This is a genomic window from Candidatus Zixiibacteriota bacterium, assembly GCA_021159005.1.
Classification (GTDB): Bacteria; Zixibacteria; MSB-5A5; order UBA10806; family 4484-95; genus JAGGSN01.
On sequence record JAGGSN010000206.1, the window covers coordinates 1 to 13,365 of the forward strand.

At 41.8% G+C, this 13,365-nt stretch carries 16 protein-coding genes; all 16 read right to left on the reverse strand.

Annotated elements, in window-relative coordinates; all coding sequences use genetic code 11:
• Positions 1-75: 75 nt before the first annotated feature.
• Positions 76-612, reverse strand: a complete 537-nt coding sequence (locus tag J7K40_13185; GenBank protein MCD6163347.1) for a 2-oxoacid:acceptor oxidoreductase family protein — start codon at positions 610-612, stop codon at positions 76-78.
• Between the two features lie 4 nt (positions 613-616).
• Positions 617-1,390, reverse strand: coding sequence for a hypothetical protein (locus tag J7K40_13190; GenBank protein ID MCD6163348.1), 774 nt, complete (start codon positions 1,388-1,390; stop codon positions 617-619).
• Between the two features lie 47 nt (positions 1,391-1,437).
• A complete protein-coding gene (gene vorB, locus J7K40_13195) occupies positions 1,438-2,502 on the reverse strand; it encodes a 3-methyl-2-oxobutanoate dehydrogenase subunit VorB (protein MCD6163349.1) in 1,065 nt (354 codons plus the stop codon).
• 7 nt (positions 2,503-2,509) lie between these two features.
• Positions 2,510-2,713 (reverse strand): 4Fe-4S binding protein, encoded by a 204-nt coding sequence (locus J7K40_13200; protein MCD6163350.1) that lies wholly within the window; start codon positions 2,711-2,713, stop codon positions 2,510-2,512.
• A 161-nt stretch (positions 2,714-2,874) separates the two neighbouring features.
• Positions 2,875-3,063 carry a hypothetical protein gene (locus J7K40_13205; GenBank protein MCD6163351.1) on the reverse strand — a complete coding sequence of 63 codons (189 nt, stop codon included), beginning with the start codon at positions 3,061-3,063 and terminating at the stop codon, positions 2,875-2,877.
• A gap of 33 nt (positions 3,064-3,096) precedes the next feature.
• Positions 3,097-3,273, reverse strand: a complete 177-nt coding sequence (locus J7K40_13210; protein MCD6163352.1) for a hypothetical protein — start codon at positions 3,271-3,273, stop codon at positions 3,097-3,099.
• Positions 3,263-4,039 carry a hypothetical protein gene (locus J7K40_13215; GenBank protein ID MCD6163353.1) on the reverse strand — a complete coding sequence of 259 codons (777 nt, stop codon included), beginning with the start codon at positions 4,037-4,039 and terminating at the stop codon, positions 3,263-3,265. The genes J7K40_13210 and J7K40_13215 overlap by 11 nt, the downstream gene beginning before the upstream one ends.
• A 1-nt stretch (position 4,040) precedes the next feature.
• Positions 4,041-4,850, reverse strand: coding sequence for a DUF4388 domain-containing protein (locus J7K40_13220; GenBank protein ID MCD6163354.1), 810 nt, complete (start codon positions 4,848-4,850; stop codon positions 4,041-4,043).
• A gap of 205 nt (positions 4,851-5,055) precedes the next feature.
• The gene (locus J7K40_13225; protein ID MCD6163355.1) at positions 5,056-5,928 is read right to left on the reverse strand and encodes a hypothetical protein; all 873 of its coding nucleotides are present in this window, start codon (positions 5,926-5,928) and stop codon (positions 5,056-5,058) included.
• Positions 5,929-6,049: 121 nt separating this feature from the next.
• Positions 6,050-8,044: an excinuclease ABC subunit UvrB gene (uvrB, locus tag J7K40_13230; GenBank protein MCD6163356.1), complete on the reverse strand. Its 1,995-nt coding sequence runs from the start codon at positions 8,042-8,044 to the stop codon at positions 6,050-6,052.
• The gene (locus J7K40_13235) at positions 8,045-9,328 is read right to left on the reverse strand and encodes a bifunctional folylpolyglutamate synthase/dihydrofolate synthase (protein ID MCD6163357.1); all 1,284 of its coding nucleotides are present in this window, start codon (positions 9,326-9,328) and stop codon (positions 8,045-8,047) included.
• Entirely contained in the window at positions 9,329-10,174 is an 846-nt protein-coding gene (locus J7K40_13240; protein MCD6163358.1) for an acetyl-CoA carboxylase carboxyltransferase subunit beta, read from the reverse strand. It abuts the gene before it with no gap.
• Complete coding sequence (gene rimI, locus J7K40_13245; GenBank protein MCD6163359.1) at positions 10,174-10,626, reverse strand: ribosomal protein S18-alanine N-acetyltransferase; 453 nt, start codon at positions 10,624-10,626, stop codon at positions 10,174-10,176. Before rimI ends, J7K40_13240 begins: the two co-directional genes overlap by 1 nt.
• A gap of 103 nt (positions 10,627-10,729) precedes the next feature.
• A complete protein-coding gene (gene tsaB / locus J7K40_13250) occupies positions 10,730-11,377 on the reverse strand; it encodes a tRNA (adenosine(37)-N6)-threonylcarbamoyltransferase complex dimerization subunit type 1 TsaB (protein ID MCD6163360.1) in 648 nt (215 codons plus the stop codon).
• A complete protein-coding gene (gene tsaE / locus J7K40_13255; protein MCD6163361.1) occupies positions 11,374-11,784 on the reverse strand; it encodes a tRNA (adenosine(37)-N6)-threonylcarbamoyltransferase complex ATPase subunit type 1 TsaE in 411 nt (136 codons plus the stop codon). Before tsaE ends, tsaB begins: the two co-directional genes overlap by 4 nt.
• A 36-nt stretch (positions 11,785-11,820) precedes the next feature.
• Complete coding sequence (locus J7K40_13260; protein MCD6163362.1) at positions 11,821-13,365, reverse strand: response regulator; 1,545 nt, start codon at positions 13,363-13,365, stop codon at positions 11,821-11,823.

Sequence of the window (13,365 nt, forward strand, 5' to 3'; positions counted from 1 at the left end):
TTTCAATAGGTTTTATTACAAAACAAAAGGGCATCCGCCTAAGACGGACGCCCTTTATGTAAGTCTGTAAAGATATTACGAAACCAAATCGGCGCCGCGCTGGATTGCCTTGCGGTTCATCTCAAGGATTGTCTCGTTGGCACGAATGTAAACCTTGCCGATTGATTTTTTCACAGCCTCAATATCAATAGCACCGGTTTTCTTAACAAACGCTCCAACCATCACCATGTTGGCACACTTGATATTGCCCAATTCCTCGGCGATTGAATTAGCCGGTATCTCAATAGTCTCGACATCATCACGTTTCGAGCGTGAATCAACCAGCGATGAATTGAGAAAAAGAATGCCATCGGATTTTAACGCTGGTTCAAATTTGGCCAATGACGGTTCGTTCATAATAAGAATAGAATCCGGATATGCCACCACCGGCGAAGCAACCTCATCGGTTGATATAACCACCGAGCAGTTGGCAGTGCCGCCTCGCATCTCAGCACCATAGGCAGGGAAAAAGGTAACATTTTTATCATCAATCATTCCCGAATAAGCCATCAATATGCCGCCGGAAATAACACCTTGCCCGCCGAAACCAGCCATAATTACACCCTGATACATATCATCAACCTCCTACCTTCGCGGAAACGATTCTAGCTTTTGGGTCGGGCGATTTGTATATGCCCAATGGGAAATACGGAATCATCTCGTTTTTTACTCGTTCAATAGCTTTAAGCGGCGTCATAGCCCAATCGGTCGGACATTGTGAAAGCACTTCAACCATTGAAAACCCTCGACCCTCCATTTGGTAGGTAAAAGCTTTCTTAATAGCTTTTTTAGTCTTTATCACATTAGCAGGTGCATGAACAGAAGTTCTTTCAAGATAAACAGCTCCATCAAGTGTAGATAAAAGCTCGCACATTTTAAAAGGATAGCCATTTGTTTCAACAGTTCGTCCGGCGGGGCAGGTTGTGGCTTTCATTCCCAAAAGCGTTGTTGGAGCCATCTGTCCGCCAGTCATGCCATAGATAGCGTTATTGATAAAGATAAGGGTGATATTCTCAGCTCGATTGGCGGAGTGAATTGTTTCGGCCATTCCAATCGATGCCAGGTCGCCATCACCCTGGTATGAAAAAACGCAGCACTCAGGTTTGACTCTTTTCATGCCGGTAGCAATAGCAGGTCCGCGTCCGTGCGGTCCCTGGATAGCATCGCAATTAAAATATTCATCGGCAAAAACCGAACAGCCCACCGGAGCAATAGCCAGCGCTTTATCTATCAAATCCATCTCAACAAGCACTTCCGCAACCAACCGATGAACAATGCCATGACCGCAACCGGGGCAATAGCGCATTGGGATCTCGGTTAGCCCTTTTGTTCTTTCAAATACTTTTTTCATATCTATCTCCAATAGTTTTATTATCTTACCATAATTGAGACAGATTCTCAATCTTTCCCCATTATTTTCTTTACAAGTTCAAAAACTTCCTCTGTGGTAGGAATACCGCCTGCAGGACGTTTGTGAAGGTTAATTTTAGCTTTACCCAAAACCGACAATTGGACATCCTCGACATACTGACCAAGGCTCATTTCGAGCACGAAGAAAGACTTTACTCTATCAGCTAGTTCTGAGAATGCTTCCTTAGGAAATGGCCAGACGGTAATTGGACGCAAAAGGCCGACTTTCATCCCCTCTTTACGGGCTAAAGTCATTGCCGATTTGCAAACCCTGGCGGCTGTGCCGTAGGCAGTTAATATTAATTCGGCATCATCGGTATTAATAGATTCATACCTTACTTCATTTTCCTCAATTTCATTAAAAACCTTTTCGAGCTCAAAGTTGAATTCTTCCATTTTACCGGGAGCGAGATCATAAGAACGAACTACTCTTCTAGTGCGGCCTTTATTTATACCCAGCACCCAATCTGGTTCTGTTAGAATTTTTGGGTCAATGGGATCAAAATCGAATTCGACTGGCTCCATCATCTGCCCTAAAAGACCGTCAGCTAACAACATTGATGGTATGCGATACTTAAAAGCGACATCGTAACAAATTCTTGGGAAATTAGCCAGTTCCGATACGGAACCCGGAGCCATGCAGAAAACGCGGTAATCACCATGACCGCCACCGCGAGTTGACTGAAAATAATCGCTCTGTGCTGGCGCGATATTTCCCAATCCCGGACCTCCTCTAACCACATTTGCATAAAAAATCGGCAAACGAGCACCAGCGCAATATGAAATACCTTCCTGCTTAAGCGATATGCCGGGGCTTGATGACGATGTCATCGTCCGAATGCCGCAGGCTGATGCGCCATAAAGCATATTAATCGCCGCTACTTCGCTTTCTGCCTGAATAAAAGTCCCATGAACTTCCGGCAAACGCCAAGACATATATTCGGGAACTTCGTTTTGAGGTGTAATCGGATATCCGGAAAAAAACCGACAGCCGGCTCTTACCGCACCTTCCGCCAAAGCCTCGTTGCCTTTCATTAATTTTCTTTCAGCCATACTCACCTCATTTCCATACTTCAATAGCCACATCCGGACAAACATACGCGCATAACTTGCAACCCGTGCAGTCATCCGGTCTTACCATTGTTGCCGGGTAATACCCGGAAGCGGCGAAAGTTTTAGATAATGCTATTACTTCTTCCGGACAAGCGGCAATACAGAGTTCACAACCCTTGCATCTTTGAATGTCCACTTCTATTTTTGACATAAATCCTCCAGTTTAACGGGATTATTTTGACTGCAATATAAGTAGCAGAATATTATTAATCAATATATTTTGCAACTTTTATCACAAAGTATTAAAGAAAAAAACCTGCCTGATTACACCAGGCAGGTCTTCATAGCTTATGAAATGACTTTTAATTACGGCTATCCGTAATATTCCTTGTGGTTGCATTTGCAGATATTAACCATATTCTTTTTATACTTATAAAAACCATTATCCGATTTATTTGGAATTAAAAATAAAGTCGGGATTATCGGTGAATTGCATACACTGCAAGTTTTGACATTTTTTAATTTTTTCGCCTTATCTGCAAAGGTTTGTTTTTTTGCCATCGTTTCCTCCAGTTCTAATGATACAATATAATACTAAAATGCTTTTAGGGAAAGATATTTTTGCAATTCTTTTTTTAATTTTAAGGTTTCGATTACGATTTTATCAGAATTGGCAGCGATTTCTGCCGATTCTTCAAATTGTTCTAAAGCCTGATAGAACTCCCCAAAAGCAATGAGATTGTAAGCTTTTTTTAAATCCTCATTGTTCACTGTTTTGCCTGTTTATTTTTTTTAACCACCGCATATAAGGCGCGGTCTTGTAATTGTTGATATTCATAAAGTATAACATACTGCCTGCCAGATGGTTAATTTTAGTATCGGAATTATTCTCAAGTATGTGAAATAGATTATCAAGAATCGTGAAAAGATGGATATCCGTGCCGCGATACTGGTCTAAATAATCCAGCTGATATTTCAGGCTATCGCGAAATTTCTCTTTGATGTCATTCTTTTCTATTAATGGTCTTAAGTTTCTGTCATTAGGATATTTTTTTTCTGCCGATAGTTCAACAGCCTTCAATTTAGCTGTTTCGGGAAGTCTGTAAAGTTTCATACCCATCGGTGAATATTCATATCCTGAACTCTCACAGGTTTCTTTTAGAAACGCATTAGCCATCAAAGCTACTCTGGCTGCCTGCTTACGGTCGAACAGAGTTGAACGCTGGCCATCGAAATCGACATCGCCGGCGCAGTATGAGCCGATTTTGTCTGCACACTCTGAAATAGTGTTAATCATTTCTCTACCGAAAGACTTTTTCTTAAGGCGCGGCGCGGTTTTTTCAAACCAGTTTTGCAGCGCTTTGAACCTATTGTCTAATTTTACGGATTGCTTTTTTTCGCCAAATGATATTTTTCTAAGGGAAGCAATCTGCTCGGATGATTCTAATTGGTCGAGCCTTTTGACCGCATAAGCCTTTAAAAAATCCCCAGCAAGCTTGTCGAGTTTTATTAGAAGTTCTTGTCTTGATGATGACATATCAGCCCTCCGCCAGAAACTTTCTGAGTAAATCTGATAGGGTATCAATCTGCAGTTCTAATTTGGAATAATCGGCTTCGCTTTTTTCGCTTGCTGTTTCAAAAGATATTGCGATTAAATCATCATCTATAAATTTAATTAGCGTTCGAAGAATCGTAATAGGGTCGACATCTGATTCGTTTAGCATCTTATGAATATTATGGCGGCCATCACAACAGGCTAAGATATTCCATTGCTCAGCGGTTAATTTAAGTTCGACTTCGCTTTCTCGAGGAATCGTTTTCAGCTTCAAGAATGCAGAAAAATCGGGAAGTTTTTCACTTAATTGTCTGAGTTCATCCGTTCGTTTGATGCCTTCCGAAATAATGTTTTCGGTTGGCAAGGAGAAAACCATGTCCTCTTCGGTAGGGAACTTGCCATCATAGAATTTATATACGCCGCTATGCCAGGTCATCACCTGAAAAGCAATATCCGCAACCTGTTCGATTAGAGAATCCTTTAACTGCTTTTCATCGATATGTTTATTCTCAATAAGAATTTTCCCGATACGATTTTGACTGTCTTGGTTTTTTTGCGTAATGATTGATTTTTCAAGCGCGTTTTTGTCTATAATGTTCTTAGCGATAAGTCTTTCACCGAGACGGTTATTATTGTTTGGTGAAAAAGCATAGGTCAGTTGCCCATTATCAAAATACAATAAAGCCGACTTGCCGCCCCTGATGATTCCGAGGGTTCCGCCCCTTTGGTCTGAGGCAATCGTTTTAAAAACATCGGGAATATTAAATTCTTCTATCTTTCCCTGCATATCCATGACAAGTGAGTATATAAAAATGGCATTTGCTCTGCAAGTTTTTTTAATGAAGGACGTTTGCCCAATTTTTCTAAAATTGGTGCACGGGGATGTACACCAGCCACTAAATTTAGTTGCCAAGCAGCGCTTGTCAACCAGCAAAAAGAAGGCGTATCCGCCTGAGGCGGACGCCCCTACGAGGTGCTGCATCATGAGCGATTATCAATTATTCCGTATGATAATTATAGCTATATCCCCTGGCTTTATAGCGCTCGGTAATCTCATCGAGATTTATCGTTAAAAACTTCAACTGACCGTATAATTCTTTGGAGGGCATATTAAATGTAACCTCATATCCTCCCCCAACAGCATCATGAATATTAGCCAGCCTGTAAAAATAATCATTATTAGGGATATAAATTAAAAGCAGATTGGTTTCGGGTTCATAATCAAAATTTAGCTTCACTTGTTCGCCAATATCAAAATCAGGAATACTATCAAGCTCTCGGGACCTAACAGAAAAAACCGAATCGCCATTAGAATCGGCATGATAATATAGTGAGTCGAGGTTAAACGATCCGGAACCCGATGAACTAAATTCGGCATCGCTGATTTCTATTAATCTCCAGCCTCTTCTGGAACCTCCCACACTTCCCCACTGCTGGCAGACCGCCTCTCTTTCTCCCTGAAGAGAAAACTCCAGCGAGAATCTTTCAAGACTATCGGTTTCGTTATTATATCTCATCAGATTGAAGATACCTGTCCGGGTTTTCGAGTAATCCACGCTAGCTTGATAAAAGCTTCCGTATTCGGTTTCGACCGGTTCGGGGTTGATGTTAACATCGAATTCCTCTTCAGTATCAACAATATCATGCCAAAAAATGGGATTTAACGTGTCCGGCTCTTCAATATAAGCCATCGTATCAGGAATTGTTGTATTGGAATGAAAAATCTCCAAGGAGCTAAGACGGTAATTATCGATAACGACAACATTAAAAATCGCTTCCTGATCTGTTGCCTCCTGCTGAGATATTGGCTTATCACAGGTATAAATTAGCATACTTAGCAGCGCTGAAATTATAATCAAACCGGTTCTCATAATAAACTTTTCCTTAGCACATTTTTAAATGTTTGTATTCCGACAACAGGCATAAAATCAAACCGTTCATAAGAGTGATTTATAAACACCATCACAATACTATTACAATCATAGCTGCATTTTATTTCTTACTTTTTATACTTTTTTTAAGTTTGGCAATCTCATCACGAAGCATTGCTGCTTTTTCAAATTCGAATCGTTTAGCCGCCTTGTTCATCATTTTCATAAAATGCGCCAGCTTATCTTCAAGCTCAAGCTTGGCAACGGCATCAACCTCTTTGTTGATATCCATCTCCGGCTCGATTGTCTTAGAATCGGCAAACGAAGTGGTTTTTAATATATCCTCGCGTGATTTATAAATAGTCTCCGGCACGATACCGTGGTCTTGGTTATATTGTATTTGTATTTTACGTCTGCGTTTCGTTTCATCGATAGTTTTTTGCATCGAGTTGGTGATTTTATCGGCGTAAAAAATCACCTTGCCTGCCCGGTTGCGGGCGGCTCTGCCCGCTGTTTGAATAAGCGAACGCTCCGACCGTAAAAACCCCTCTTTATCGGCGTCAAGGATAGCGACTAAAGATACTTCCGGCAAATCGAGTCCCTCGCGGAGAAGGTTTATGCCAACTAAGACATCGAACTGAGCCAGCCGAAGGTCGCGCAGTATTTCCACCCTGTCGATAGCATCGATTTCCGAATGCAGATACCGCACTCTAATAGAAAGATTAGCTAAATAGTCGGTAAGATCCTCCGCCATTCTCTTGGTTAATGTTGTAACCAGCACACGGCAGCCCTCGGCAGCGGCTTTTCTTATTTCCGCTATCAGGTCATCAACCTGCGTCTCCAGCGGCCGCACTTCAATAATTGGGTCGATTAAGCCGGTCGGACGGATAATTTGTTCAACTACTTCGCCGCCGGAACGCTCAATCTCATATTCTGCCGGAGTTGCCGAGATAAAAATTGCTTTGTTGATTGTCGATTCAAACTCCTCGAAAAAGTACGGCCGATTCTCCAGCGCAGACAGCAGGCGGAAACCATGCTCAACCAATGTCTCCTTGCGGGAACGGTCGCCGCGGTACATACCCCTGACTTGCGGTATAGTTTGATGGGACTCATCAACCACTAAAAGGTAATCTTTCGGAAAAAAGTCGAAAAGCGTATAGGGCTTCTGTCCCGGCGCTCGCCCCGACAGATGCATCGAATAATTTTCGATACCGCTGCAGTATCCCAGTTCCTTCATCATTTCGATATCATATCTGGTTCGGGAAGCCAGACGCTGCGCTTCCAATAGTTTACCGTTTTTCCTGAAATAATCGAGCCTTTCCTCAAGCTCGTCCTCAATGCTTTTAATCGCTTTTAGAATGTTATCATGCTCCATAACGAAATGCCGCGCCGGATAGATAACATGGCGTTCTTTATGTTCTATAACGTGGCCATCTATCAAATTGACTAAGGTTATTTTTTCAATCTCATCACCAAAATAATCGATGCGTACGCCAACATCATCATAGGCGGGATGAACCTCGACAATATCGCCGCGAACTCTGAAACTGCCCCGGCCGAATTCGATATCATTTCTATTGTACTGCATTTTAATTAAATGTCTCAAAAGTGAATCGCGAGGGTATGATTCCCCGGCGACTAATAACAGCATCATTTTCTTGTAGTCTTCAGGGGAACCAAGGCCATAAATACACGACACTGAGGCAACAATGATAACATCGCGGCGCTCCAGCAATGATGAGGTTGCCCGCAGTCGAAGGCGGTCTATATCATCATTAATGGATGTATCTTTCTCGATGAAAGTATCGGTAGACGGTATATAAGCCTCCGGCTGGTAATAATCATAATAGCTAATGAAAAACTCTACTGCGTTCTCCGGGAAAAATCCTTTCAGTTCGCCATAAAGCTGGGCAGCCAGAGTTTTATTGTGAGAGAATACTAAGGTTGGCAATCCCAATTTGGCGATAACATTGGCAATAGTGAAAGTTTTGCCCGAGCCGGTAACCCCTAAAAGCGTCTGAAATTTCTTGTTTTGATTAAAACCTTTTATTAATTGTTCAATAGCCTGGGGCTGATCGCCTGATGGTTTATAATCTGAAACGAGTTTGAATTTCATTTAATCCTCAAAATATCCCGTATATGACAAAACCTCTCCCACTGTATAATGCGAACCTGTTACCAAAACTACACCATCGGGCTTCGCATGGTTTAATGCGGCCTCGTAAGCTTTGTCAACATGCGGAATAATCTGGAAATTGCTGGTGAGATGCGATGCCTGACGGGCTAATATTTCCGTATCGGCGGCTTTATCAGTTATCGGTTTGGTAATTATAATAACCTTGGCAAAGCGGTTAAGTTCTATCAGCATCAGGTTGGAATCCTTATCGGAAAGAATTCCAAATACGGCAATAATATGACGGTCGGGATAGAATTCCTTGAAGTATTCGAACAGGGTTTTTATAGCGGCCGGATTATGCCCAACATCTAATATTACTTCAGGTTGTTTTGATAATCTCTGCAATCTTCCCGGCCAATTAAGATTTCTGAAACCGAGAGCGGCGCCGGTAGGGGTAACTTTAATGCCTATCGGTTCGCCATACTCTGCGGCGACTAATCCGCATACGGCGTTTTCGAGTTGGTGATGGCCTGGCAGGGATAACCTGAGATTGTAATATTTTGCCGAACGGGTAAATATATCCAACTCCGTCTTCCGTTCGGTAGCTTCCTTAATTACCCACTGGGTCTCATCAAAAATCGATACTAATTTAGCTTTTCTTTTCCGGCATATCTGACGGATTACTCGCAGGGCTTCATAATTTTTTATAGCCGTAACAACAGGCACGCCATTTTTAATAATGCCGGCTTTTTCAAAAGCAATCTTGTCCAAATCGGTACCCAGATGACGAGTGTGTTCTTTTTCGATATTAGTAATAACCGACGCCAGCGGCTTGAGAATATTGGTGGAGTCAAAACGTCCGCCCATACCGGTTTCGATTATCGCCAGATCGACTTTCTCATCGCGGAAATAAGAAAAAGCCAAAGCTGTAGTCGCCTCAAAAAAAGTAGGATTAAATAGCTGAAATTTCTCCCGGACATCATTAAAAAAATCAGCAACATACTTTCGGCTGATATAACGGCCGCTAATTCTGATTCGCTCTCGAAAGTCAACTAGATGCGGCGATGTATATAAACCGACACGATAGCCGGAATTAGATAGAATGCTTTCAATAATTGCCGCTGTGCTGCCTTTGCCGTTAGTGCCGGCTATATGAATAGTCGGATATGATTTATGAGGGTCCCCTATATACGCCAGAATTTTATTAGTGGTTTCCAAACCCAGTTTTATACCCATTCGTTCAAGCTGGAACAGGTATTCCAACACTTCTTTATATTTCATCATCTATTCAGGCGTCTGCATGTAATCTAAAAGCAGAGAAATTGTTTTCTTTAAATCCTCTCGATTGACGATAGCATCTAAAAAACCATGATCAAGAAAAAATTCCGACGATTGAAAGCCCGGAGGCAATTCGCCTCCCATTGTCTGAGCTATTACTCTCGGACCGGCAAAACCCAAAAGTGCCTGCGGTTCGGCAATGATTATATCTCCAAGCGATGCGTATGATGCCATAACTCCGGCAGTTGTCGGATTGGTCAACACCGATATATAAGGAATCTTCAGTTTATCAAGCCGGGCTAAAAGGGCGGACGTTTTAGCCATCTGCATTAGTGAAAGTATCCCCTCCATCATGCGCGCGCCGCCGGAGCTTGATACAATAACCAAGGGTATAGTTCTATCGATAGAGCGTTCCATCGCCCGGGCTATCTTTTCGCCAACTACCGAACCCATCGAGCCGCCAATAAAACTGAACTCCATTATAGAAAACGAAACCGCATGACTGTTGATTTTACCGATTCCCGCAATCACCGCATCATTATAGCCTGTTTTTTTTCGCGCGGCTGAAATTCTGTCTGTATATTTCTTAGAATCTTTGAAGCCAAGGGGGTCGGCTGATGTTAAAGCTGCGTCATATTCTTCCAACTCTCCATCATCAAGAAGCAATTTGATATACTCGCTGCTGTTTATCCGAAAATGGTAAGCGCACTTAGGGCATACCGAATGATTTTTTCTAAGAGAGGCTACTGTTATAATTTCACCGCAGCCTTTGCATTTTGTCCAGACACCATCCGGTATTTCTTTTTTCTCGCCTCTTTCCAATTCGCGAGATTTTTTACGAAACCATTCCATTATTCCATTCCTTTTATCATAATTAAAGCATCCTCAACCGGTTTATGGTAATAATACTTCCGGCGCCCTGCCTTTTTAAAACCAAACTTCACATACAGCTTGCAGGCTGCCTCATTAGATGGTCTAACTTCCAGAATCAGCAGCCTTGTTTTTAATTCGGATGCCAGATTGAGGATGTGTTCCATTATCATAGTTCCTATCCCTCTTTGATGGTAATCCGGGGATACTGCAAGATTGCCTATCTGAATTTCATCCGCCGCTATATAAAGCGAGGCATAACCTGCTACTTTGTTCTCGAAATGTGCTGTCAACGGATAAGCGTATTCATTTTTCAAGTCTGACAAAAATGCTCTTTTGGACCATGGGTCGGTAAAAACTTCCGACTCGATTTTATATACCTGGTCGATATCTTCTTCGTTCATTTTTTCAATATCAATCTTCATTTTATTCATGCCTATTACTAATACCACATTCTGTAAAATATTTCCATCACCAGTAATTTTGGGTTTTACAAGCTATCAGGCTTGAAATCCTGACAGCCGTAAGTTTCCCTAATTAAAAGTCTGACCTTATATAAATTGGAACGGCGGATGCCAGATCCAGGTTTTTGCCGTTGTTTATATCCTTTTCTCCTATTACACTGGCGGGAATTGCCAGATTGTATTTATCATTGCTGCGATATTCATAAGACCCAACATCCGATTTAAACCGCTCTGCCAAATGAGACGGTCCTGAAAAAATAGCGTTATCTTCCGTTATTTTCCTTAAATCGCTTAGCGAAGCGGCGCTGTCCGGAACAAGCCGTTTGGGAAAATCGCCAGCGCAATCAAAAGCAGCCCAATAAACCTCGTCTCGTCTGGCATCAATAATAGAAACCACTTTCCGCTCACAATTAGCAAATTCAAATGCTCCGGCCAAAAGAGTCGAAATACCTGCAAGCTGGTTTTGAGAGGCATACGAGCAGCCTTTTGCGGCGGCAAGACCTATCCTTAAGCCGGTAAAAGAGCCGGGTCCCAAAGCAACCGATATGCCGGTTATATCTGAAAAACCGACGCCTGAATCTTTCAGGAAATCGCCTGTCATCTGTTGGATAATTTCTCCGTGTCTTAAACCCGGGCTTGTCAGCGATGAGCTTAGTATTTCCCCATCATTGCAAAGAGCCAGTCCCAGATTTTTCCCCGATGTATCAATTCCCAGTATCATTGTTTGTTTTCGATTTCTATTTCCCTTGTTTCCAAATCAATAATGGTAAAGTAAACATCAAAACGCATTTGTGGCAAATAGTTTTTTGCTTTTTCAGCCCATTCAATAATTGTAATATTTTCCGAATTATCAAGTTCATCCCAGCCAAGTTCATGCAGGTCATTGTCTACCCGATATAAATCAATATGAGAAACCTCGATTTTGCCCGGGTAAATATTTATAATATTAAATGTCGGGCTTGAAACATCGACAATACATTTCAGTTCGCGGCATAAACCTCTGGTAAAAGCGGTCTTGCCTGAGCCAAGCTGGCCATAAAGAGCAATGAAATCGCCGGGTTTCAAACTACGCGCAAGCTTTTCACCAAGAGCTTCAGTTTGCTTTTCAGAATGAGTAATCTCTTTCACGGTATTAATATAATGAAAAACCAGGAAAAATTAAATCTATTTAGGATTTAAAGTAACAACCGGTAAAATCATCTCATCCATAGATATACCGCCATGTTGAAAACTATTGCGGTATTGCCGTCGGTATTGCGAATAATTGGTTGGATAAACAAAATAATAATCCTCACGAGCAAACAGATAGGTTGTGGCCAAACCCCATACTGGCAAATGATATTCCTTGGGATTTTTAATTAGAAATGTTTGCTTAGGGTCGCAATTAAGATTATCGCCGTATTTGTAGCGCAGGTTAGATGAAGCATCTTTTTTGCCGTAAACTATAGCGCCGCGCGTTCCCATAACAGCGCCATGATCGGTTGTTATAACCACGGTGCAATCCATTTCGGAGAGATTTCTTAATAGCTCAAACAGATGCGAATGAACAAACCATGATTTCATCAATGACCTGAAAGCAGCCTCATTAGGAGCAATTTCCTGGAGTATCTCAGATTCGCTGCGGCCATGAGCAAGTATATCGACAAAATTATAAACTACGGAAAGAAGCGGATTTTTAGAATAGGTTCTAATTTTTTTTGCCAGATTATGTCCCTCGTCAAAATCAAGCACTTTAACATACCTCATTTCGCCATCCAGCTTGACTCCAAGCTTACTTAGCTGGCGTTCAAGAAGTTGACGTTCATTGCGATTGCGGCTATGTTCCGATGAATTGGTTTTCCATGCATCCGGGTACAGTTTGGCTACTACGTCAGGAAATTCACCCGAGAATATAGCATTGCGTGAAAATGGCGTTGCCGTGGGCAGTATTGAATAATAATGTTCTTTTTGGATACGAAAATATTCCGCCAGAATCGGTTCTATTGTTAACCAATGATCAAGCCGCATGCAGTCAATAACAACAAAGACTACACGTTTTTTTGATTTGATATGAGGAACTAAATAATTATTAACAATGTCAATAGAAAGAGTCGGTCCTTCGCCCTTAATCCAGTTGAGGTAGTTTTTAAATACATAATTGGCAAACTCGGCGTTACATTGATGTTTTTGATCCTGAAGCGATTGTCTTAAGCCGATATCCCGATGACCTTCCAACTCGATGTCCATGGTTGATAATTTTACATAGATATTAATCCATTCCTGCCAGTCAATAGGTCCCATAAGCATTGTATTTATCCGGTTGAACTCTGTCACAAATTCTTGCATGATATGGTCTTTGACTATCCTCTTCTTGTCGAGAATTTTTTTAACGGCCGAAAGCAGCTGGCTTGGATTTACCGGCTTGGTTAAATAGTCATCGATTTTTTGCCCTATCGCCTGTTCCATCAGCCGCTCCTCCTCCGATTTGGTAACCATTATTACCGGAAGATTCGGACTAATATCTTTCAATTCGATAAGCGTAGATAATCCATCTCGGACGGGCATCATCTCATCGAGCAATACAAGGTCGAAATGCTCGTTTGCCGCTTTATTGATAGCATCATCGCCATTGGAGGCAGTATCGATCTTATAGCCGTGCTCCTCTAAAAAAATGATGTGCGCTTTCAGAAGGTCGATTTCATCATCAACCCATAAAATAATTTTTTCCAT